This is a genomic window from Epilithonimonas zeae (assembly GCF_900141765.1).
In the GTDB taxonomy this organism is placed as follows: Bacteria; Bacteroidota; Bacteroidia; order Flavobacteriales; family Weeksellaceae; genus Epilithonimonas; species Epilithonimonas zeae.
The window spans coordinates 267,147-290,334 of record NZ_FSRK01000002.1; the positions used below are offsets into that span (position 1 = coordinate 267,147).

At 34.8% G+C, this 23,188-nt stretch carries 26 protein-coding genes; 15 read left to right on the plus strand and 11 right to left on the minus strand.

The window, feature by feature from the left end:
* Positions 1-79: 79 nt before the first annotated feature.
* A complete protein-coding gene (locus tag BUR19_RS13005; RefSeq protein ID WP_074235889.1) occupies positions 80-958 on the minus strand; it encodes a DUF4349 domain-containing protein in 879 nt (292 codons plus the stop codon).
* A 412-nt stretch (positions 959-1,370) separates the two neighbouring features.
* Between BUR19_RS13005 and BUR19_RS13010 the strand changes: the two genes are divergently transcribed.
* The 5 genes from BUR19_RS13010 to tsaB all read left to right on the plus strand — a co-directional run bounded on the left by BUR19_RS13010 (position 1,371) and on the right by tsaB (position 5,286).
* Positions 1,371-2,729: an acyl-CoA dehydrogenase family protein gene (locus BUR19_RS13010; protein WP_074235890.1), complete on the plus strand. Its 1,359-nt coding sequence runs from the start codon at positions 1,371-1,373 to the stop codon at positions 2,727-2,729.
* 49 nt (positions 2,730-2,778) lie between these two features.
* Positions 2,779-3,321, plus strand: a complete 543-nt coding sequence (msrB, locus tag BUR19_RS13015; protein WP_074235891.1) for a peptide-methionine (R)-S-oxide reductase MsrB — start codon at positions 2,779-2,781, stop codon at positions 3,319-3,321.
* 70 nt (positions 3,322-3,391) lie between these two features.
* On the plus strand, positions 3,392-4,141 hold the full coding sequence (locus BUR19_RS13020) for an SDR family NAD(P)-dependent oxidoreductase (protein WP_074235892.1): 750 nt from the start codon (positions 3,392-3,394) through the stop codon (positions 4,139-4,141).
* Entirely contained in the window at positions 4,141-4,572 is a 432-nt protein-coding gene (locus tag BUR19_RS13025; RefSeq protein ID WP_074235893.1) for a nuclear transport factor 2 family protein, read from the plus strand. The genes BUR19_RS13020 and BUR19_RS13025 overlap by 1 nt, the downstream gene beginning before the upstream one ends.
* 27 nt (positions 4,573-4,599) lie before the next feature.
* A complete protein-coding gene (gene tsaB, locus BUR19_RS13030; protein ID WP_074235894.1) occupies positions 4,600-5,286 on the plus strand; it encodes a tRNA (adenosine(37)-N6)-threonylcarbamoyltransferase complex dimerization subunit type 1 TsaB in 687 nt (228 codons plus the stop codon).
* Between the two features lie 20 nt (positions 5,287-5,306).
* On the opposite strand, the gene BUR19_RS13035 is transcribed toward tsaB, so the two are convergent.
* Positions 5,307-6,506, minus strand: coding sequence for a PQQ-dependent sugar dehydrogenase (locus tag BUR19_RS13035; protein WP_074235895.1), 1,200 nt, complete (start codon positions 6,504-6,506; stop codon positions 5,307-5,309).
* A 99-nt stretch (positions 6,507-6,605) separates the two neighbouring features.
* On the opposite strand from BUR19_RS13035, the gene BUR19_RS13040 reads away from it, so the two are divergent.
* The 3 genes from BUR19_RS13040 to uvrB all read left to right on the plus strand — a co-directional run bounded on the left by BUR19_RS13040 (position 6,606) and on the right by uvrB (position 10,391).
* Positions 6,606-6,977 (plus strand): BlaI/MecI/CopY family transcriptional regulator, encoded by a 372-nt coding sequence (locus tag BUR19_RS13040; protein WP_074235896.1) that lies wholly within the window; start codon positions 6,606-6,608, stop codon positions 6,975-6,977.
* Positions 6,978-7,059: 82 nt separating this feature from the next.
* Positions 7,060-8,331 carry a M56 family metallopeptidase gene (locus tag BUR19_RS13045; protein WP_074235897.1) on the plus strand — a complete coding sequence of 424 codons (1,272 nt, stop codon included), beginning with the start codon at positions 7,060-7,062 and terminating at the stop codon, positions 8,329-8,331.
* 68 nt (positions 8,332-8,399) lie between these two features.
* Complete coding sequence (uvrB, locus tag BUR19_RS13050) at positions 8,400-10,391, plus strand: excinuclease ABC subunit UvrB (RefSeq protein ID WP_074235898.1); 1,992 nt, start codon at positions 8,400-8,402, stop codon at positions 10,389-10,391.
* Here uvrB and BUR19_RS13055 read toward each other — a convergent pair.
* The 6 genes from BUR19_RS13055 to BUR19_RS13080 all read right to left on the minus strand — a co-directional run bounded on the left by BUR19_RS13055 (position 10,388) and on the right by BUR19_RS13080 (position 15,068).
* Positions 10,388-11,152 (minus strand): lipopolysaccharide kinase InaA family protein, encoded by a 765-nt coding sequence (locus BUR19_RS13055; RefSeq protein ID WP_074235899.1) that lies wholly within the window; start codon positions 11,150-11,152, stop codon positions 10,388-10,390. The genes uvrB and BUR19_RS13055 overlap by 4 nt on opposite strands.
* An 18-nt stretch (positions 11,153-11,170) precedes the next feature.
* The gene (locus tag BUR19_RS13060; protein ID WP_317041451.1) at positions 11,171-12,202 is read right to left on the minus strand and encodes a glycosyltransferase family 9 protein; all 1,032 of its coding nucleotides are present in this window, start codon (positions 12,200-12,202) and stop codon (positions 11,171-11,173) included.
* A 24-nt stretch (positions 12,203-12,226) separates the two neighbouring features.
* Positions 12,227-12,439, minus strand: coding sequence for a DUF3820 family protein (locus BUR19_RS13065; RefSeq protein WP_074236486.1), 213 nt, complete (start codon positions 12,437-12,439; stop codon positions 12,227-12,229).
* Between the two features lie 11 nt (positions 12,440-12,450).
* Positions 12,451-13,539, minus strand: a complete 1,089-nt coding sequence (locus tag BUR19_RS13070) for an AI-2E family transporter (protein WP_074235901.1) — start codon at positions 13,537-13,539, stop codon at positions 12,451-12,453.
* Positions 13,540-13,552: 13 nt separating this feature from the next.
* A complete protein-coding gene (locus tag BUR19_RS13075) occupies positions 13,553-14,290 on the minus strand; it encodes a beta-carotene 15,15'-monooxygenase (RefSeq protein ID WP_074235902.1) in 738 nt (245 codons plus the stop codon).
* 70 nt (positions 14,291-14,360) lie between these two features.
* Complete coding sequence (locus BUR19_RS13080) at positions 14,361-15,068, minus strand: hypothetical protein (protein ID WP_074235903.1); 708 nt, start codon at positions 15,066-15,068, stop codon at positions 14,361-14,363.
* Between the two features lie 209 nt (positions 15,069-15,277).
* On the opposite strand from BUR19_RS13080, the gene BUR19_RS13085 reads away from it, so the two are divergent.
* On the plus strand, positions 15,278-16,222 hold the full coding sequence (locus BUR19_RS13085) for an aminodeoxychorismate synthase component I (protein WP_083600803.1): 945 nt from the start codon (positions 15,278-15,280) through the stop codon (positions 16,220-16,222).
* Positions 16,206-16,832 carry an aminotransferase class IV gene (locus tag BUR19_RS13090; RefSeq protein WP_074235905.1) on the plus strand — a complete coding sequence of 209 codons (627 nt, stop codon included), beginning with the start codon at positions 16,206-16,208 and terminating at the stop codon, positions 16,830-16,832. The genes BUR19_RS13085 and BUR19_RS13090 overlap by 17 nt, the downstream gene beginning before the upstream one ends.
* Positions 16,833-16,919: 87 nt before the next feature.
* Here the strand turns inward: BUR19_RS13090 and menD are convergent, their stop codons facing one another.
* The 3 genes from menD to BUR19_RS13105 all read right to left on the minus strand — a co-directional run bounded on the left by menD (position 16,920) and on the right by BUR19_RS13105 (position 20,209).
* A complete protein-coding gene (menD, locus tag BUR19_RS13095) occupies positions 16,920-18,584 on the minus strand; it encodes a 2-succinyl-5-enolpyruvyl-6-hydroxy-3-cyclohexene-1-carboxylic-acid synthase (protein ID WP_074235906.1) in 1,665 nt (554 codons plus the stop codon).
* 185 nt (positions 18,585-18,769) lie between these two features.
* On the minus strand, positions 18,770-19,810 hold the full coding sequence (locus BUR19_RS13100; protein WP_074235907.1) for a PA0069 family radical SAM protein: 1,041 nt from the start codon (positions 19,808-19,810) through the stop codon (positions 18,770-18,772).
* Between the two features lie 201 nt (positions 19,811-20,011).
* The gene (locus BUR19_RS13105; RefSeq protein ID WP_074235908.1) at positions 20,012-20,209 is read right to left on the minus strand and encodes a hypothetical protein; all 198 of its coding nucleotides are present in this window, start codon (positions 20,207-20,209) and stop codon (positions 20,012-20,014) included.
* Between the two features lie 188 nt (positions 20,210-20,397).
* Between BUR19_RS13105 and BUR19_RS13110 the strand changes: the two genes are divergently transcribed.
* The 5 genes from BUR19_RS13110 to BUR19_RS13130 are packed head-to-tail and all read left to right on the plus strand — an operon-like array spanning position 20,398 to position 23,184.
* Complete coding sequence (locus tag BUR19_RS13110; RefSeq protein ID WP_074235909.1) at positions 20,398-21,726, plus strand: 2TM domain-containing protein; 1,329 nt, start codon at positions 20,398-20,400, stop codon at positions 21,724-21,726.
* Positions 21,727-21,731: 5 nt separating this feature from the next.
* A complete protein-coding gene (locus tag BUR19_RS13115; protein ID WP_074235910.1) occupies positions 21,732-22,010 on the plus strand; it encodes a 2TM domain-containing protein in 279 nt (92 codons plus the stop codon).
* Between the two features lie 5 nt (positions 22,011-22,015).
* On the plus strand, positions 22,016-22,312 hold the full coding sequence (locus BUR19_RS13120) for a 2TM domain-containing protein (RefSeq protein WP_074235911.1): 297 nt from the start codon (positions 22,016-22,018) through the stop codon (positions 22,310-22,312).
* Positions 22,299-22,607 (plus strand): 2TM domain-containing protein, encoded by a 309-nt coding sequence (locus BUR19_RS13125; protein ID WP_074235912.1) that lies wholly within the window; start codon positions 22,299-22,301, stop codon positions 22,605-22,607. Before BUR19_RS13120 ends, BUR19_RS13125 begins: the two co-directional genes overlap by 14 nt.
* A gap of 1 nt (position 22,608) precedes the next feature.
* Entirely contained in the window at positions 22,609-23,184 is a 576-nt protein-coding gene (locus BUR19_RS13130; protein WP_074235913.1) for a methyltransferase family protein, read from the plus strand.
* Positions 23,185-23,188 lie beyond the last annotated feature (4 nt).

The window sequence follows — 23,188 nt, forward strand, 5'->3', positions numbered from 1 at the left end:
AAATACTGATAAAAGTCGCAAAATTTAATTTGCGACTTTCAAGCATCAAATATAAATTTCCTGCGGCTTTGCGATAAGACTATTCTTCACTTTTCACAAACATTTTTCTTCTTCTCAAAAAATAAAATACCAAACCGCCAATCAAAACAATCGGCCAGATAGAAATAAGAAAAACAAATAATTGCTGAATCAAATAAAATCCTTCCACGAAAGCATTTTTCACATCGTACAAGAAATTGTATTTGTATTCATTATCAATATTTTTGGTGTTGATGATAGGAATTTTCGCAACACTCGTTTTCGGTTCTTGGATGAAGATATCAACTGTTGAAAATTTCAGATTATCAGCAAGAATTTCATCAGAATATTTCTGAACATTAGCTTGAGACATATTTTTATCATCAAGATTCACTTTATCTTTTCCAGCTTTCAATTCAGAAATATTAGTGCTGGTTTTCGATTGTCTTTCCGCTTCCATTTTGGAAAGTTTGATGTTTGCTGTAACATCTTCTGCAGAAATAATTCTGGAATTGAGAAATACTTTTTTATCATTAATAAAATCCAAAAACTCGCCCAATTTCTGAGTCGGAACTCTTACTTGCATCCTATTATGATTCTGAAATTTTCGAATCAAAATCGCCGATTCATCCGACGTATTATAAGTATCTTCCGACAAAGTCTGCGCTTCCATTCTGCTTTTCGTCACAAATCCGCCAAGCGACTGCAGCTGTTTCTCAATCGAAATTGTCGCGTCATAAACATCTTTCACTTCCATATCCACTTCTGCCGTTTTCACAAATTGTTTGCCTTCGACAGATTGGGTTGCTGCCATAGAAACATTGTCAGAAACAGCAGCCGCGCTATCTGCAGTTGCGTAAGCAGATTCCGCATATTCTCCTTTTTTACATCCGATTAAAAGTAAAGCAAGTAAGCTGATTGATAAGATTTTAGTTTTCATAATAGATTATTTTTAGAGATTAAATTTTTAAAATTAGGGCAGCTTTATCCGCCTTCCGCTCCCAATCTTTTTTGCCTAAGCTTTTCCAGCCACAAAAAGGGATTTCCACTCAAACCTAACGAAGTGGTTCATCGATTCAAATAATAAATAAGAAATCAGAGATAAGTCGGGCTGCGGTTCCAAGTTTCAAATCAAGTTTTGTCAATTGTTTGAAACCTTCTTTCTCAAAATTGATAATTAAAATGAAAGCAATTCTGCAAATCAATCCGAAACTAATTGTAAACTAATCTTCAATCCAAAACATTGATTATGAGTGTTTTGTAAAATTGTTTTTCAAAGAAAGATTTATAATTAGTGAATTGTAAAAGCTTTTTAGGAATATTAATTGCATTCTACAAGAAAAACAGAATCAATGAACAGCACAATCTCCAAAATCAAAGGCGTTTTCAGCCTTTTAAAAAATATCGATATAGACCAACTTTCCCAAATCTCACAAAAAGTCGACCTTCCAAAATTGATGCATCAGTTTTCAAAACTCGATAAAAATCAATTGAATAGTTTGACCAAGATGCTGGATTCTTCCGGTAAGAAAAGGGAATTGCCACCAATCAACGGTGATTTTTACGAACTGCATCTGAAACTGACAGACGAGCAACGAGCAATCCAACTGAAAGTCCGAGAGTTTATGGAAAAAGAAGCCAAACCTTTGGTCAACAGATATTGGCTGACAGACGATTTCCCACACGAACTCATCCCAAAATTCAAAAAATTAAATCTTTGCGGCGTGACTTACGAAGGTTACGGTTGCCCCAATTTACCTTTCTTGATGGAAGGCGTTATCGCAATGGAAATCGCAAGAGTTGATGCTTCCTTGGCAACATTTTTCGGAGTTCAATCCGGCTTATCAATGGGTTCGATTTATATGTGCGGTTCCGAAGAACAGAAACAAAAATATCTTCCCGGAATGCAACAATTCGATTTGATTGGTGCATTTGGATTAACAGAGCCGGAAGTTGGTTCGGGAGCGGCGGGCGGATTGACTACAACTTGTAAAAAAGTAGAAGGTGGCTGGATTCTGAACGGACAAAAAAAATGGATTGGCAACGCCACTTTTGCGGATGTGATTATTATCTGGGCAAGAGATGTAGATGACAATCAGGTCAAAGGTTTCATTGTTGAAAAAGATACCGCTGGATTTTCAGTCGAAAAAATCCGAGGAAAAATGGCACTCCGAATTGTGCAAAACGGATTGATTACGATGAAAGACTGCTTCGTCGCCGATTCTCAAAAAATGGAGCACGCCAACAGTTTCAAAGACACCGCGAAAGTGCTACAAATGACAAGAGCCGGCGTTGCGTGGATGGCAACCGGCTGTGCAAGAGGTGCTTATGAAAGCGCTTTGGACTACACTAGAAGACGTGAACAATTCGGGAAACCGATTGCTTCTTTCCAATTAGTTCAAGGACATTTGGTAGAAATGTTATCGAATTTAACCGCGATGCAAACTTTAGTTTTCAGATTGTCGGAAATGCAAGACCAAGATATTTTGAAAGATGAACACGCATCATTAGCGAAAGTCTTCTGTAGCTTGAGAACGCGCGATGTTGTTGCACAAGCAAGAGAAGTGATGGGCGGAAACGGAATTCTTCTGGAACACGATGTTGCCCGTTTTGTTGCAGATGCAGAAGCTATCTATTCTTACGAAGGAACCAAGGAAATCAACTCGTTGATTGTCGGTCGATCGATTACGGGAATGAGTGCCTTTGTTTAACTATCTTATGATAACAGAATCTAATATCAGATTTAGTAAATTTACATCAATGAAAAAATTATTTTTTTTTATATTAATCAATTCATTTCTGCTCCAATGTGCGCAGAAAAAAGTTGATTTAACTAAACCTCAACAACAAACTAAAATGGAAGATAATAATACACACACCAATAACCCTTACTATTCAAGGACGGATAAAACTAAACTGAATGTTTCCAACGAAGAATGGAAAAAAATCCTTTCGCCAGAAGTTTATGCCATCGCAAGAGAAGCCAATACGGAATATCCATTCACCGGAAAATACAACGATTTTGATGAAGTTGGAGAATATTACTGTGCCGTTTGCGGTAATCATTTATTCCGTTCAAGTTCCAAATTTGCGAGCACTTGTGGTTGGCCAAGTTTCTTTGAAGCAGACAAAGACGGTGTTATTTACAAGCGAGACTCAACTCACGGAATGGAACGTATCGAAGTGCTTTGTAAACGCTGCGAATCGCATCTGGGACATGTTTTCAATGACGGACCGCCTCCGACAGGCACCAGATATTGCATGAATTCTGTTAGTCTGGATTTTCAAAGAGATAAGAAATAAATCAATCCCGAATTATTCGGGATTTTTCTTTTATATAACTTAAATTTGTAAGACTAAATCTAAAGTAAAATTGAAAACAATATTCATAACGGGCGCAACTTCCGGAATCGGTAAAGCGACTGCAATTCTTTTAGCACAACAAAAAAACAGATTGATTCTTTGTGGTAGAAATAAAACAGTCCTTGAGGAACTCCAAACCGAATTATCGAAGGAAACCGAAGTTTTCACATTAAGTTTTGATGTTCGAAATTCTGATGAGGTTTTCTCAGCAATTAATTCGCTTCCTGAAAATTGGAAAAATATTGATGTCTTGATTAACAACGCTGGAAATGCTCACGGACTCGACCCAATTTCTGAGGGGAACATCGACGATTGGAATTCTATGATGGATGGAAATGTGAAAGGTTTATTATATGTTTCTCAACCGATTATTAAGTTGATGAAAGAAAAACAAAACGGACAAATCATCAATGTCAGCTCGGTAGCTGCACGGCAAACTTATGCCAATGGCGTGGTTTATTGTGCATCCAAAAAAGCTGTTGATGTGATTTCCGAAGGAATGAGAATTGAGTTGACAGAGTTCGGAATCCGTGTTACGAATATCCAACCGGGAGCTGTAGAAACTGACTTTTCCAAAGTGAGATTCAAAGGCGATGATGAAAGAGCTGCAACCGTTTATGCGGGTTATGAACCTTTGGTTGCAGAAGATATTGCGGATGCGATTGCTTATTGCATCAATGTTCCGGAACGTGTTTCGATTGCAGAATTCACGATTTATCCAAAAGCACAGGCTGAACCAAGAACGATTTACAGGAAATAATGAAATCACTTTTCAGTTTTATATTTCTCATTTGTTTTGTCTTCGGATTTTCTCAAAATTATTCTAAAAAGGAGAAAGCATTAATCTCTCAAGTTTCAAAGCTGGATTCATTGATGCAAAATAACGATTCCAAAATTCTAGAGTTGTTTTCTGAAGATGTTTCGTTCGGACATTCCAATGGTTGGGTTCAGAACTATCAAGATTTCAAAACAGATTTTGAGTCCGGAAAAGTGAAATATCAATCCGTAAAACAAACCGAATTGAAGGAATTCATAATCAAAAACAAATTTGCCAATATCCGAAGAACCATTTCTGTCAAAGGACTTTACAAGAACGATGAATTCCAAATGAAACTTTCTGTACTCGAATTTTGGATTAAGCAAAAAGGAATTTGGAAATTGTGGAGCAGACAAAGTGTAGGTTTGAAATAATTCTTACTTAATCCTTACATTTGCAGAATGAAAATCCTCCACATAGAAACCTCGTCCAAAAACTGTTCTGTTGCCATTTCTGATGGCGAAGAAATCCTTTGTCTTTGCGAAGAAGTTTCTGATAATTATAAACAATCTGAAAGCCTACATTCCTTTGTAGAATGGGCTTTGGAAGGCGCAGAAATTTCCCTGAAAGATTTGGATGCTATTTCTCTTGGGAAAGGTCCGGGTTCTTACACAGGACTCAGGATTGGTGCCGCTTCTGCGAAAGGTTTTTGTTATGGTTTAAAGCTTCCGTTGATTGCGATTAATTCCTTGGATTCTATGGTTGAAGAATTTGTGAATCAGGGTTTTGAATTAATTATTCCTTTGATTGATGCAAGAAGAATGGAAGTTTACACCGCATTTTTTGATGGAACTTCCGGCGAAATAATAAAGGAAACCGAAGCTAAAATTTTGGATGAAAATTCCTTTGCAGAATTAGCGGATAAGAAAGTTTTGTTCATTGGCGATGGTGCAAAAAAAGCTCAGGAAATCCTTAATCTTCCAAATGCAGAATTCAAATCCGATATTTATCCTTCCGCAAAAGGTCTGATTAAAAAATCGGTTAAGAAATTCAATCAAAAAGATTTTGAAAGTGTGGCTTATTTTGAACCTTTTTATCTAAAAGATTTTCAGGGAATCAAGAAAGCAGACCGCATAAAAAAATCCTGAGTTAATCAGGATTTTGTATTTTATTTTTTAGAAATTCGATACAATTTACCGCTATCCGTAATTCCGTAGAGGTTACCATCCATTCCATTCAAAACATCTCGGAATCTTTCTTTTTGATCAAGAAGCAATCGTTCTTCGCCAACCACTTTGTTGTCCTTAATTACGATTCTGTTAATATGTTCGCCACTTAGACATCCTATAAAAAGATTATTTTTCCATTCCTCGATATTTCCTGTATAAAATGTTACGCCACTTGGCGAAACAACTGGATCCCAATAATAAACGGGCTGTTCTGTTCCGGCTTTCTGTGTTGTTCCGTTATTGATTTTTTCTCCAGAATATTCAATTCCGTAAGTCACATCGCCCCAACCGTAATTTTTTCCAGCTTGAATCAGGTTGATTTCGTCACCGCCTCTTGGTCCCATTTCGATATCCCAAAGCTGACCTTTTTCGTCCAAGGCCAAACCTTGCGGACTACGGATTCCGTATGCGAAAATCTCAGGTTTGTAACCATCTTTTCCTATGAATGGATTTCCCGCTGCCGGTTGGCCATCTTTGGTAATTTTAAGGATTTTACCTAAATAATTATCTGTCTTCTGAGCATAAACTCTTGTTTGTTTATCTGATCTTTCGCCTGTGCTGACAAACAGAGTTCCGTCTTTGTCAAAAACCAATCGGCTACCGTAGTGCTTATCGCCATCGTAAGTTGGTGTTGCTCGGAAAATCACTTTGACATCAGAAATTGTTTTAAGATCAGAAGATAATTTGCCTTTTCCGACAGCGGTATGATTCCCGCCTTCATAAGGCTCAGAAAAACTGAAATAGATGATATTATTGGTTTTAAAATCTGGATCCAATGCAACGTCCAACATTCCGCCCTGTCCTTTAGCATCTACTTTTGGAAAGCCATTGATTTTCGAAACTTGTTTTCCATCTGCCGAAACGACATTCATAAATCCAGTTTTCTCGGTAATCAAAAATTTGCCGTCAGGTAAATTGATAATTCCCCAAGGTTTTCCGAGAGAAGTATTCAAAACTTCAACATTGTAAGGAGTTGTAGTTTTTACAGGTGTTATTCTTGTTTGTCCTGCAAATGCAGGTTTGTAATTCGTATTCGCTTTTTCCTCTATAGCAGAGACTTTGCTGGGTTTTCCTTTGCTCTGGCACGAATAAAATGCACCGATTAATGAAAGGAAAAAAGGGAGTGTGGATTTTAACATAATATTTATTTTCTGTTTGGAATGGAAAAATAATGCCAGTAAAATTTGTTAGTTTAATTTTTAATTCTACATTTGTAGAATAAATTTTATGTTTGTAGAATGAAAGAACAAAAATTGACAGATACAGAAATTGTTTTGATGGAGATTCTTTGGCAGAAAGGAAAGGTTTTTATGAAAGATATTCTTGAAGAATATACAGAACCAAAACCTGCTGCAACAACCATTGCAACTCTTCTCAAAAGAATGCAGAACAAAGATTTGATAGGCTATAAAACTTATGGAAATTCGAGAGAATATTTTCCAAAAGTGAAAAAAGAAGATTATTTCCAGGAAGAAATGTCTTCTATGATTGACCGTTTTTTTAATAATTCTGTGAGCCAGTTTGCATCATTTTTCACATCAAATGCAAAACTGTCCCAGAAACAATTGAAAGAACTTCGAGACATTATTGACAAAGAAATAACAGACTAAAATGTTAACCATTATTTTCAAAATAATCCTTTGTTCATCGTTACTGATAGCGATTTATTATTTGTTCTTACAAAGAGAGAAAATGTTCCGCTTCAACAGGTTTTATCTTTTGTTGGCTTTGGTGTTTTCTTATGTAATTCCATTTGTGAAAATCAACCTTCCTGCTGTTTCTCAACAGAAAAATGAATTGATTTTTGATGAAATCCAAACTCAACAATTGATTCAGACAACAACTCAAGCGACTGATTTTAATTGGATGAGTTTGATTGCCTTGATCTGTGGATTTGTTTCTATTGTTTTGATAATAAAATCAATCATTTCAATTAGAAAAATTATTACTCTGAAAGGAAAAGAGATTAATTATCAGAATCAGAAAGTAAAATTATTGGACAAAAATTTGCCGCCATTCAGTTTTTGGAACAAAATCTATCTGAACAAAAGTTACTTCGAAAATCAAACCATTGATAGTAGGATTTTCCTTCACGAGAAAACACATTTGGTTCAGAAACATTCTCTCGATCTTTTGTTTTTAGAAATTCTAAAAGTTATTTCCTGGTTCAATCCTGCTTTATATTTTTATAAAAAAGCGATGACAGATAATCACGAGTTTTTGGCGGATGAAAGCATTATTCAACAAAAAAATAATGTGAAAGATTATCAGACATTGATTCTTTCAGAAATTCTCCAAACGAAAAATTTAAAACTGACACACCAATTCAATTACAATAACACCAAAAAACGATTTATTATGATGACCACAAAAAAGTCAAAATTCGAAAAAACAAAAAAAATAATCGCGGTTTCTGCTTTTGCGGGATTGAGTCTTTTGTTTGTTCAAAAAGTTTATGCTTCGGAAATTAAAGCTGAAAATCAACTTAATATGCCGGAATTATCTGTTGAAAGTTCTATAAAATCTGATACGATTCCGCAAAAGACTGAAGGGAAAAATAATGTCAAACTTAAGAATTCAAAAAAAGTAAAGACACCACCAACTCCAAAGGAATTTAAAGAAAACGAATTGCCAATTCCGCCTCCGCCGCCTCCAGCTAGTAATATTACAGCAGCTCAATATCCGGAAGGCATTAATTCGCTTCGCAAGAATTTTTCTAATATTTTTGATTCTTCAGGATTTGTGAAAGAGAAAACAACTGTAAAAACGAATGTCTATATTTCTATTGATGAAAATGGAAAAACAACGGATGTAAGAGCCGATGGACCTAATCCCAAATTCAATGCAGAAGCAGTACGAGCAATGAAACAAGCAACAGAAAATGTAACTTGGAAACCAGCAACAGAAAACGAAAAGCCAGCTGCTACAGTTTTTCAGCTTCCTATTACTATGAATTTTCAATAGAATATTTTTATCATCAAGATCAAACGTTTCGCATTCCGAAACGTTTTTTTATTTCGTATTTTTGTTCAATGCAATTCAAACTTCAATCAGAATATCAACCTACTGGAGACCAGCCTCAAGCGATTGAGAAACTGGTAGAAGGGATTAATATTGGCGAAAAATATCAAACCCTTCTCGGAGTTACCGGTTCCGGAAAAACGTTTACCGTTGCCAATGTGGTTGCCAATGTCCAGCGACCAACAATTGTGATGGCGCATAACAAAACTTTGGCGGCACAGCTTTTTATGGAATTCAAAGAGTTTTTTCCGGATAATGCGGTGGAATATTTTGTAAGTTACTACGACTATTATCAGCCGGAAGCATTCATTGCATCAACCAATACTTATATTGAGAAAGACTTGAGCATCAATGAAGAAGTTGAAAAACTGAGACTTTCTGCCATTGCAAGTTTACTTTCCGGGCGACGAGATGTTTTGATTGTGGCTTCGGTTTCCTGTATTTATGGTGTTGGAAATCCGAGTGAATTCCATAAATCCTTAATCACAATTGAGAAAAACGAAAAATTATCCCGCACAAGATTACTTCATCAATTGGTTAGTGCATTGTATTCCAGAGCACTTAATGAATTTCAGAGAGGTACATTCCGTGTAAAAGGCGATGTGATTGATATTTATCCGGCTTATGCTGATACAGCGATTAGGATTCAGTTTTTTGGAGATGATGTGGAAAAAATTCAAAGTTTTGATCCAGTTTCCGGAAATGTGATTTCGAATTTTGATTTGATTAATATTTATCCGGCTAATCTTTTCGTAACGACACCTGAAACGATGCAAAGTGCCATCAAACAGATTCAGGATGATATGGTAAAGCAGGTTGATTTCTTCCGGGAAATCGAAAAACCTTTGGAAGCCAAACGTTTGGAAGAAAGAACGGAATTAGATTTGGAAATGATTCGTGAACTTGGTTATTGTTCAGGAATTGAGAATTATTCTCGTTATATGGACGGAAGAATTCCGGGCTCCAGGCCTTTCTGTTTGCTGGATTATTTTCCTAAGGATTTCCTGATGGTGATTGATGAAAGTCACGTAACTGTTCCTCAGGTTCACGCGATGTACGGCGGTGACCGAAGCCGAAAAGAAGTTTTGGTGGAACACGGATTCCGTTTGCCTGCTGCGATGGACAACAGACCTTTGAAGTTTAATGAGTTTGAAGATATGCAGAATCAGGTGATCTATGTATCGGCAACACCTGCAGATTACGAATTGGAAAAATCTGGTGGAACTTACATTGAGCAAATCATTCGTCCAACGGGACTTTTGGATCCAATTATAGAAGTTCGTCCAACGATGAATCAGATTGATGATTTAATTGAAGAAATTCACAAAAGAGTGGAACTGGACGAAAGAGTTTTGGTAACGACATTAACAAAAAAAATGGCGGAAGAACTGACCAAATATTTTACAAAAGTCGGAATCCGAACACGATATATCCATTCTGATGTAGAGACTTTGGAAAGAATCCAGATTATGCAGGATTTGCGTTTAGGATTATTCGATGTTTTGGTTGGGGTTAACCTATTAAGAGAAGGGTTAGATTTACCGGAAGTGTCATTAGTTGCGATTCTAGATGCGGATAAGGAAGGAATGTTGCGTTCTCGCCGTTCGATGATTCAGACAGTTGGTAGAGCAGCTAGAAACCTGAATGGTAGAGCAATAATGTATGCTGATAAAATGACAAAATCTATGCAGGCTACGATTGATGAGACCAACTATCGTCGTGAAAAGCAGATGAAATATAATGCTGATAATGGTAAAGTTCCTCAAGCATTGAATAAAAAAATCAGTGAAAATCTAGTTGGTAGAAGCAAAGATTTCCCGGATGAAAAATATACGCACAAAGAAATTTTAAGAGAAGTTGCTGAAACTAAAGCCAGTTATGGAAGTGAGGATATCGAGAAAATCGTGGCTCAAAAGCAGAAAGAAATGGAAGCAGCAGCGAAAAATCTTGACTTTATAAAAGCGGCGAAACTGAGAGATGAGATTGCAGCTCTGAAAGCTTAATGCTTGGGAAGAAAATATTTATAAAACTTCAGTATTTTCTTTACCTTACGTTTAAATGCTTTTTTATTAGTAAAATCGACGATCTTATTTAGACAAAACTCAGGAGAATTCCCCGATAATCTGGCGTATTCTGCACTAATTATTTTGATGGTTTCAAGATCGTTGGTCAACCTCTCAAAGTTGATTAATCTTTTGTCAATATCGATACTTTCATAAAAATTCATTCTATTCAGATCGACTAAAAAAAACTGAAAATTTTCACCTGTTTTCTTGATCAAAAAATTTCCGGAGGCGTTATCAATAAAAATAATTCCATTTTCGTGCAACTGGAAAATGAGATTGGTATAGGCTTTAATAATTTTCTCTCTGTCTGTAAAATCATCATTATGAAGAACATCACTTAAAGTAAAAACATCTTCAAGTTGTTCACTCACATAATAGCTGGATGTTACACCAATCCAATCGTGATTTTCTATAAAAGCTACAGGTTTTGGTGTGAAAAAACCCTTATCCAAAAGCATTTGTGCATACTCATAAGAACGTCTCGACTTTGATTTTCGATAATATTTGTAAACGTGACGATTGATGATGTTGTGCTGTTTGAAAGATTTGAAATTGAACTTTAAATCATTAACAATGAAAAATTTAACAACATTTCTATTTCCGTGACCAACGACAGTTCCTTCATTTTTAAAATTCTTTAAAATGTTCAGAATGTCGTTTTTGTATTGAGAATAAGCCTCGGAAAGTACAAAGTTCATAGCAGTTTGGTTATAATATTATAAAGACGTTTTGATGAGGTCTATTACTTTATCCAAATCCAAATTATTTGTATTGATAGAGAAACTTTTGTCGTTATAAGGTTTGTACATCGTCTCATCTGTCACTTTGAAAAGCCCGATTGTAGGTACATTTACCGAGCTTGCAAGATGCATGACGCCATTATCAGCGGCAATAAAAAGTGCACAGTTGGCCAAAAATCCACCCATTTCCCGGATGTCTGTACTGTAGAAATTCGGAATTTTAAAATTCAGTTTTGAAATGTTTTCCACAGGCAACAATTCGATGATATTGTAATCTGGAAATGTAGATTTTAATTTGTCATAGAAGGCTTCCCACCAATCTTCAGAATAAATTTTTGCGCCCGTTGCGTTGGTGAATAAGCAAATGGTTTTCTTATCGTTCTGTACTATTTTCAGCAGATTTTCTTTTCCAGTTTCAAGTTCTTCTTTATCTAAAATAAGTTTGAGCGAAGGAAGCTCAGAAGTGTTTTCTGGATAGCCTAATTCCGTTAAGAATTTTCTGAGATTGTAAATCGTTTTCTTAGCATCGTGGTTATAATCCTGATATTTTGAATTAAGTTCTTCATCGTGATCGCCGAAAAATTTGAAAGTAGAATTGGTCGCAAGAATAGATAATCTACCGGAAGATGAACCTGGATTTGAGTTGATTGCCAAGTCATATTTTCGAAACTTTAGCTGAAACCAACCTTTGATATATTTCCCCAAGTTGCTGAAAGGCTTTTTAGGAAGCTGAATATATCTGTCAATATTTTCGTAATTTTTATAGATAATCGGTGTTACGCCACCTTTAACAAACAAATCAATCTTACTGTCAGGAAAGGTTTTGATAACTTCTTGAACAAGAGGAGTCAATAATAGTAAATTTCCTAATCTGTGATTGGGTCTTGAGATCAGAATTCTCTTGATTTTTATATTTTGATTGTTTTTAATATCTGCATTAGATTTACCAATATTCTTGGTAAGACCTCGCATTAGAGATCTCCGAAGTGCATTTATTTTTTTCTTCATAATAATGCAAATTTACCGAAAAAATTAATGTCTCAGAGGTTTTAGCAAATCCATTAATCCATTGAGTTTGATCTCGTAGATTGTGGAAAGTTGCATTCCTAACTTTCCTTTTGGGAAGCCCCCGTTTCTGATAAACCATTCAAGGTAAGAGATTGGTAAATCGGCTAAAATTGTTTCTTTATATTTTCCAAAAGGCATTCTGACTTCACAGATTTCTTTCAGGATATTCGGATTGATGCCATCCATTTTTATATGATTAAGTCGGTTTTATTTTCCAGTTCAATATCTTGATTCGGAAGTTCCAACTGTGTAGTATCGTCTTCTGAAAATTCGTCTCTATAAACCTGAATTAGCATTACAGTAATTGACATCAGAATCGGACCAAAGATCAATCCCATGAAACCAAAAATATTCATCCCGAGAATAATCCCGAAAACAGTCACTAATGGATGGATATCTTCTAATCTTTTCAGTAATGTGAATCGCAGAAGATTATCCGTTAAACCAACTACTACCAATCCGTAAATCAAAATCCCAACGCCAGGACCAGTTTGTCCTTCAGCAATCATAAAAATCCCAACCGGAACATAAACAATTGCTGCACCTACAACTGGTAACATAGACGCAACTGCGGTTAAAGCAAATAAGAGCATTGGACTTGGGCATCCGAAAATCCAATAACCAATCAAGGCAACAACGCCTTGTCCTAATGCCACGACTGGAATTCCGATCGCGTTTGCCATTACGAGTTTTATGAATTTGTCTCCTAAAAGCTGTATGTTTTTTCTTTTAAAAGGCATTGCTTTGGCTACAATTCTTTCAAATAATCTGGCTTTTACAAACATAAAATACAGAATGAAATACATTGATGTAATTACTGTGAAAGTGTTCACAGTGGTATTCAAAGCTTTCGTAGAAAGTGTTCCTGCAAAATTGGTCACTTTTGTAATATTCTCTTTGCTCAAGATATCAAATCCTACTTTCTGATAAACAAACTGGTGAATCTTCTCCAGGAAAATATTGAACTTTTCCATATAAACCTGCGCATTCCCGGCTTTTGCAACCAACATATCTACAATAAAGTAAACCGGAAGAATCAGAATAATCAAAGATGCTAACATCAGAACTGTAGCCGATAGCCACGGTTTCCAGTTTTTTTCTTCAATCAGATAATAATTATATTTCCTACAAACAATATAAAGTGTAATTGCTCCCAGAACTGCAGGAATGAACAATGCCAGATTCCAGCAAATTAACCCAACTAAAACACATATAACAAGAATTAATGCAATCTGTTTGAAAACAACAGAATCTATTGGTTTACCGGAATCTGACATAGTTTATTTGAATTTATTTGTATTGTTCTATTTGTCTTGGTGTTCCGCAGTATGCACAGTAAGTAGAATACATTGCAATGTATGCAAATGGAATCGTTAGATAAATCCCAACACAACATAGCACAACTCCGGCAATACTGATAAGACCAGCCAATAATGCGGTAAGTAAAATCGTGCCATAATTATTTTGAACAATATCAAAAGACTTCTTCAAAGCATCAAAAGCACTTGCCTTTTCAAAAATTAAAATTGGATAGCCAAGGAAAAAGAAAGGCATTACAAAAACCGCCGGCAAAACGCACATAAAAAGTAGAATTGTAAGAGCAATCTGAGTAATTAAAGCGTAAATGAAAATATTAATAAAGTTCTGTCTGTATGCAAAAAAGATATCAGAAATTACAATTGGTTGTTTGAAATTGGACTTGTTAGCCACATAAATCAAACTTACCAATACAGGTGTTAGAAGAAGTGTTACCAAAAAACTTGCACCAGTATAAGCTGCAAAACCTGGTGCTGCAATCATATCTGCATAACCAAAATTACCATTACTTTCTCTTGCTTGTTCAATTAAAAGTTGAGTGTCAAATCCGGTTAACATTTGAACAAGAAGACTTAGTAAAAAATAAATAACAACTGCCAAAAAGCAATATAGAAACGTATTTTTAAAAATTTCTAAAGCGTGAGAGATGATGCTTCCTGCCTCTCTTTCCGGCACAGGCACAGAAGAATTGAATTCATTAAAATTGTCCATTAAGTTTGTTTTTATAGTTGATTATCAAATCTACACAAAAAATCTCTTAATAGAATTAACAAAACAACAATTATTCCTCAAAGTCTGCAATCAGATGCTTATAAAGAACATAATTTACGGCATTCCAAAAAGGGAAAGTCACAAAAAGTCCAAAAAAGAAAACAATAATTCCCGAAAAAGAAATAATAATAGAAGCCAAAACAACCACAATCATCAACAGAGCGTTCTTGTTAAAAACCTGAAAACTCAGTTTAAAAGCATCAAAGAAATTATAATTTTTGAAGAAAATCAAAGCCGGAACTAGTAAAAACATCGGCATCCAGACAAGAGAAATGATGAAAAGATAGTTATTAATGAAATTCCAAATCAATGCAAAAGCCACAAAAATTATGAAATGATAACCCCTGAAACCGGCAAACAAATCCGATAATTCCAGCGGAACACCAATATCCAGCTTTCTATAAATTTTCAAAAAACCAATATTCAGGGGATAAATCACAGATTTGATTATCAAAACCGCAATAGAAAAATTCACCGCATTTTCCGTCTGCATCAATTCTGCATATTTTGTCAAGAATGCTGAGCTGTCAGAATAGAAAAGATTTTGGAACTTCTGAATTTCTTCAAAAAGTCCGTAATATCGGAACGCATACATCGCTGCAAACATATAAATGCTGAAATAAATCACCGTAAACATCAGCTGGAACGGCAAAGTTCTCATCCAATATTGATAGGCTTCTGTCAGTATTTTTCCAATTTCCGGTTTTTGCGTCGTCATTTCTCAAACTTTTTTTGCAAAAGTAGCCATTATTGTTTTGGAAATATATCGCAAAGGCACAAAATTATTTATCTAAATCTTTTTAAAGCACAAAACATCCAATATTGGAAACTTTGCGACTTATCAATTGTATTAGATTATTAAATTGCGCCTTTGCGATACAAATTCCTATTTTTGTTTTTATGTTTCAGAATCCGCAGTTTCAAAAGATGGACGAATTATCTCAGCGAAAAGAACCCTTCTTTTTTCTGATTAATTTTTTGATGGATGAGGTCAAAATATTCACAAAAAACGAAATTGAAAGTAAAGCTTTGTTGATTGATTTCCCGAATGTTATAAATATCAATTATCAACACACGACAATTCCGAATTTTGAATGGAAATCATTTCCCGAAACATTAGAACATTATAAAAAAGGATTCGAATTGGTTCAGAAAAATCTCAGAAAAGGAAATTCTTATCTGACCAATTATACCACCAAAACGGAAATTGAAGCAAGTTTAAGTTTAGAAGATATTTTCAAATTTTCAAAGGCAAAATATAAAGTTCTGTTTAAAGATGAATTCGTATTTTTCTCACCTGAAACTTTTGTAGAAATTGTTGATAACAAGATTTTTACGCATCCGATGAAAGGAACAATTGATGCAGAAATAGAAGATGCGGAAAATATTCTGAAAAACGACCCGAAAGAAAAAGCGGAACATTATACGGTTGTCGATTTGTTGAGAAACGATTTGAGTATGGTTGCAGATAACGTTCAGGTTAAAGAATTTCAAAGAATCGATTACATCAAAACCAAGCAAAAAAATCTCTTGGCAATGAGTTCCGAAATCGAAGGTGAAATCAAGCCTGAATATCAAAATAAAATTGGAACCATTCTTCAGAAATTATTGCCGGCAGGCTCAATTCTTGGTGCTCCAAAATCCAAAACTTTGGAAATTATTTTGGAAGCCGAGCAATCTGAAAGAGGATTTTATACAGGAATTGCAGGTTATTTTGACGGCAAGAATCTGGATTCCTGCGTGATGATACGTTTTATTGAAAAAGAGAACGAGAAACTGTTTTTCAAAAGCGGAGGTGGAATTACCCATCAAAGTGACCTTATCAGCGAATACGAAGAAATGAAAAACAAAATCTATGTCCCGATTTATTGAAAGCATCAAAGTTGAAGACCAGAAAATTTTCCTGAAAGAACTTCATCAGAAAAGAATGAACGACACTTTTTCGAATTTCGGGAAAGTATGTAAAATCGATATTTACAGTTTATTTCTCAATCTGGAGCACGACGAAGACGGACTTTACAAATTCCGAATCGAATATGATTTGGAGAATAATTTTAAGACGCAGATTATTCCTTATGCAATTTCTGAATTAGATGATTTTGAATTGGTTATTGATAATGAAATAGATTATAGCTTTAAGTCTGCTGACAGAACTCAATTGCAAAAACTAAAAGACAAAAGCCACGCTGACGAAGTTATTATTGTGAAAAATAATCAGATTACAGACACTTCATATTCCAATCTTTTGTTCCTGAAAGATAAAACTTGGTTCACGCCGAAAAGTTATCTTCTAAATGGTGTAATGAGACAGAACCTTTTGCAATCAAAAGAAATCAAGGAAACAGAAATCACTTTAGATAATATCAAAGAATTTACCCATTTTCAATTAATCAATGCGTTGAATGATTTTGATGATATGTTCATTTATCCGATTGAAAAAATTATTAATCTTCCGAAAGAGGAATCGGATTTGGAGTTTTAAACTATTAAAGAATTATTAATTCTCGCAGATTTAGCGGATTATACAGATTTTTAAAATCTGCAAAATTTGCCAAATCTGCGAGAAAATTTACTTCAACTCCGCAAAATACTGCTTCAAAATATCCGCATTATTACATTCCGAAGTCATTACTTCCAATATTTTCGGTTTAGAATCCGGCTTGAAATAATTTGGTAAAACACGGTCAAGAGAGATTTCATCTTCAACTCGTATATAATCAAATCCAAAATTCTTCGCCAGTAATTCTGCATTTCTGTGATGTTGCGTTGCAATGAATTCGTCCAAAGCATTAGTTCCGCTTGGTCCAGGAATGATTTTGAAAATATTACCTTCGCCGTTGTTGAAAATCACAATTCTTGTGTATGGCGGAATGTACTGATTCCAAAGTCCGTTGATATCATAGAAAAATGACAAATCGCCGGTAATCAAAATTGTTGGTTCATCTTCCATCATTGCAAATCCCATCGCTGTAGAAGTACATCCGTCGATTCCGCTGGTTCCACGGTTGCAATACACATCATATTTCTGATATTCAAATAATTGTGCATATCGGATTGCTGAGGAATTTGAGAAATGAACTCTATAATTTTCAGGAATTTGATTGGATAACAGATTAAAAAGATAGAAATCAGAGAAAGACGCTTTGTTCAGATACTCCTCGTGTTTCGCATCTTTTTTATCTTTCAGAACATCCCAAAGATTGAAATATGCTCTTGGTTCCAAATTGATGGATTTCAATAATTTGGAAAAGAATAGCTCTGGTTTTGTTTCAATTTTTTGAGTTAAAGCGTAATAAGTATCTGGCTGCCAATATTCATCGATGTGCCAATGTTGTTTTGGTTTTGCTTTTCTAAGAAATTGTTTCACTCTTTTGGAAACCACATTTTGCCCAATTGTAATCAACAAATCTGGCGCATACGTATGGTAATCTTCTTCAGAAAAATCAGTGATGTAACGGTCAATATGAGCGAAAAATTTGTCGTGCTGAAGATTGGAATTCATTTCTGTCAAAACGACAACTGTGTGGTTTTTAACCAATTGTGAAAGTTGAGCTTCGAGTTCTGGATTTGGAGCAAGCGTTCCTGCAAGAACCATAATTCTTTTGGAAGTATGCCAGTCTGCAACCAGATTCGAAGGAAGTTCATAACTTTTTTTCTGAATCGTTTTCTCAACTGCTGGCATCACAGGAAGTTCATCCAAAAGATTATAAAGTGGTTCTGCCAAAGGGATATTGATATGAACTGGCCCACTTTTTTCGATACACAATTCAACCGCTTTTTTGATGGTTTCGAAATTATAATCATCGGCTCCATCTTTTTCATCTTCCAACAATTCAAAATCGCCGTAAGAATGCTGCTGGAAAATATTTTTCTGGCGAATCGTCTGTCCGTCAAAAATATCCACAAAATCTGCTGGTCTGTCCGCCGTTAAAACCAAAAGAGGTACATTTTGATAAAACGCTTCCACAACAGCCGGATAATAATTGGTCGCTGCAGAACCGCTTGTACAAGTTATTGCAACAGGTTTTTTAATTGATTTTGAAATTCCTAAACCTACAAATGCTGCTGCTCTTTCATCCACAATACTGTAACATTGGAACGCATCAATCTCAGAAAAATGAATTGCTAAAGGTGCGTTTCTGGAACCTGGAGAAATGATGATTTTATCGATGCCGTATTGTTCAAGAATATGAGCTAGAATCTGGATGCTGCGTTTTGCGGAATATTGCTTCATTTGGGAAAATTACTGAGAAATATATCAGTTTGCAAATTTAATGAAAAGACTTGTTTTATTTTATCGCAAAGGCGGAAAATTATAGATAAACTAATCGATTTTAAGTCACAAAGTTTGAGTAGAATTTTATTTGCGACTTGTTTGAATTTGAATCAAATCAATTTTGTGCCTTTGCGATGAAAATATCAAAACAATCGCAATTGTTGCGTCCTACTTCCTGTAAAATGTTCAGTTGTCAAAACGGCTCTTTCTCGATTATTAAAAAACTTCTTCTTCCCAATTTCAAAAGTTTTATGAATCATTTCTGCGATGTTTCCTTCGCCTTTGTATCTTTCATAAAATCGTTTTTCGCCGAGATTTCCGCCTCGCATTGAGCGGATGAGATTCAGGACTTTGTCTTTTCTGTCTGGAAAATGAGCTTCTAACCATTGAACAAAAACAGGTTCAACAGTGTCATTCAGTCTCACCAAAGTGTAGCCGCAACTTCTGGCGCCGGCTTCGGAAACCGATTTCATAATGGATAAACTTTCGTCACTTGTCAAAGCAGGAATCACAGGTGCAATCATCACATTCACAGGAATATTTTTCTCGGATAAAGCTTCAATCGCTTTCAATTTGTTTTTTGCAGTTGACGTTCTTGGTTCCATTACTCTTCTCAAATCTTCATTAAGCGTCGGAATACTCATCGAAACCGAAATCAGATTTTTTTCTGCCATTTTTTCAAGAATATCCAAATCTCTCAGAATCAAAGCATTTTTTGTAATAATGGAAATCGGATGTCTGTAATCCAGACAAACCTGAAGCAGTTTTCTGGTAATTTCAAATTGTCTCTCAATCGGTTGATAACAATCGGTATTTCCGGAAAGCATAATTGGTTTTGGAACATAGGATTTCTTTTGAAATGTTTTTTCCAAAAGTTCCGGCGCATTTTTCTTAACCATTAATTTTCTTTCAAAATCAACTCCCGCGCTGTAACCCCAAAATTCGTGTGTTGGTCGTGCAAAACAATAGGAGCAACCGTGTTCACAACCTTGATACGGATTCATAGAATAGTCCATTGGCAAATCTGGACTTTTCACAACATTGATAATCGTCTTCGGAAAAACTTCTGTAACCTGTGTCTTGATTTTATCCAATTCATAGTCTTCCGGCTCGAAAGTATATCTGTCGAATCGGTTGATGACGTTGCGTTGTGCACCTTGACCTTTTGGAATTAAATCTGACATTGGAATTTAATTTTCTCGCAGATTTAATTGATTTTAACAGATTTACAATCAGAAATAATTTGCGCAATCTGCAAAATCAGCGAGAGAATGGTTCAAAATTATCACTTGAAAAATGAAAAATATCTTAAAATTCCGGAAAGTTTTCCACAAAAAAATCCGGCTTGCGAGAACCGGAAATTTGTATAATAAAAATAGTGTGTGTTATAAGAATGCGTCCAATTCTACGCCGTCATTTGGAGATGCGTAATATTTTCTTTTAGAATTTCCGAATAATAAATGATGGTCAGAATATTCGCTGTTATAAATCTTGTTTTTAAAATATTTCCTCGCTGCAAAAATTCCCAAAACAGCAGCTGTTCCGAAAAGTCCTGCAAAGATTATTTCTATATTTCTATTCATATAATATTAAGTTTTGGTTTTTTGTCAAGCAAAAGATGTTCCTTTTTTGCGTGTCAGTACCAATCTTATCAAAAATTTAAGATTCTGAATGACACTTTTTACAGTTCAGTCGGATTTTTTAACAGTTCGGTCACATATAATTGCTTAACTTTTCTTTCTGTCATAATTTTGAACCAAGAAATTAGAATATGAATAAAAAACCATTAATAACGCTAACGTGGATTACACTAGGCTCGTCCATTTTTTTCTTCACTTTTTTCTCTGATGAAAAAACTTTAGAAAGCTTTGGTTACAACTTGCTTATTTCAGCAATGTATGCTTTCGGATTGGGCTTGAGTAATGGTTATTTAAATGATTTCCTTAATAAAAAACTGTCGTGGACGGAACAGACCAGACTTAGAACCATTTTAGGAATTGTAGCAACTATTATCGTCAATTTCATAATTGTTTATGTCTGTAATTATTTAAACTATGTCATCATCCAAAAAGTGGCAACTCCGGAAGTGTTTTTTTCTGGGAAGTACAATTTTGTTAATTGGTTTATGATAAATTTCGCATTGATGATTTCGGCTTTCCTTCACGCCAAAGGATTTATGGAGGAATTGAAAAAAAATACCAAACAAGAAGTTGTAGAACAGAAGTTAATCGCAAATTCCGCCAACGCTCAATTCGAATCTTTGAAGAACCAATTAGACCCGCATTTTCTATTCAATTCTTTGAACGTTTTAACAGCTTTGATTGATGAAAATCCGGAACAGGCGCAGAAATTCACGACATCGATGTCAAAGATTTACCGTTATGTTTTGGAGCAAAAAGATAAGGAAATGGTAAAAGTTGAGGATGAGATAGAATTTGCTAAAATCTACTGCAACCTTTTGAAAACCAGATTTGAAGACAGCGTGAATTTCACTTTTGATATTAATCCAGATGATTTGCAAAAATTCGTAGTTCCGCTTTCTTTACAATTATTATTAGAAAATTGTATCAAACATAATTTCGCAACCTCATCAAAACCATTGAATATCAGAATCTTTACAGAAGGAAAATTTCTATCCATCGAAAATAACCTTCAAGTAAGAGAACAGCTTAAAGAAAGTGCGGGAATTGGTTTAGCAAACATCGTTCAGCGGTACGCATTACTTACTAAAGACAATGTATTTATAGAAAAAACAGAACAGACCTTTAAAGTCAAAATACCAATATTAATAGAAAAAAAATCTCAGACAATGACAGCTTACACCACACAAGAAACAGAAAGTATTGCTTACGAAAAAGCAGTAAAAAGAGTAAAAGAAATTAAAGGATTCTACGGAAACTTAATCTCATATTGCATTATCATTCCGTTTTTGGTAATCCTTAACCTAATCACTTCTCCAAGAGAACTTTGGTTTTACTGGCCAATGCTTGGATGGGGAGTAGGACTTCTGGCTCACGGGATGAACGTCTTTGCAATCGGAAAAAATTGGGAAGAAAAGAAAATCCAAGAGATAATGAATAAGGATAACTTCAAAAAATAATTACGATGGAAAACCACATAAACAATTCGAGACTAAAACTAGCCAAAGCTAGAATGGAGGAGGTAAAAGCTTTTTACACGATGTTGGGTGGATTCGTAATTCTGATGCCTTATTTAATCTTTGTTAATCTAAAATCAACGCCTGATTTTCACTGGTTTTGGTTTCCGATAGCAGGATGTGGAATCAGTATTTTCGGATATGCAATTTATCTTTTCGGAGGAAAAAACTGGGAGCAGAAGAAGATTCGTGAAATAATGAATAATCAAAATAACCTTAAAAACTAATCACAATGGAAATCATCAATAAAGAAAATCCACGTTACGAAATGGCTGTGGAAAGAGTACAAAAAATCAAAAAATTCTACAAAAGTCTTCTCGTTTTCGCCATCGTATTTGGAATCGTTTATGGGATTAAATTTGCAAAATATGGATTGAATTATATTTCAGTATTTGAAGTATCGTGGATTTTCATCATTTGGGGATTGATTTTGGCAATCAAAGGAATTAAGCTGTTTTTCTTCAATTCCGATTGGGAAAGAGATATGATTAACAAAGAACTCAAAAAACAAAACAATGGAAATTATTAACAAACAAGACGATATCAAATATCTTGAAGCCAGAAGAAGAGTGAAAAAACTGAAAGGATTTTATACACATTTGGCGATTTACATACTTGTCAATTTGTTGATTGTGTTTATTAATATTCAAGATTTAAAACCTGGCGAGAGTTATTTTCAATATAAGAATTTCATTACATTATTCTTTTGGGGAATTGGTTTGGTAGCTCACGGATTGAGTGTTTTTGTTCCGCAGTTTGTTCTCGGAAAAGATTGGGAAGAGCGAAAAATTCGGGAAATAATGGACAAGAATAAACATAAATGAAATGAACATCATCATTTTTTATTTACTGATGGGAGCTTGGCTTTTTAGCGAGGTCTTTTATAAAAGCCAAATGTCATCCAATAATTCTGACCAAAAAGGGAAGGACAAATCTTCTCTCAGCTTGCTTTGGATTGTAATCATTTCATCAATATCGCTATCAATTTTTGTTGCTAACATTCATTTTGAAGATTTTAGTTTAATGATTACAACCCAAAATTGGATAATTTATCTTGGACTGATTGTCTTATTTATCGGGATTTTGACAAGGTTTTTAATCATAAAATCTTTAGGCAAATATTTTACAGTAGATGTTACGATACGAGAAGGTCATCAAATAAAAAAAGATGGAATATATAGTGTTTTGAGACATCCTTCATATTCTGCTTCTTTGCTAACGTTTCTTGGTTTAGGTTTGTTTTTGAATAATTGGGTTGCATTATTTATAGCATTTATTCCACCATTTTTAGCATTTTTGTATAGAATTAAAATTGAAGAAAAAGCTCTTATAGAACAATTCGGGCAAGATTATATAGATTATAAAAAACAGACAAAAAAATTAATACCATTTATTTATTAAACCA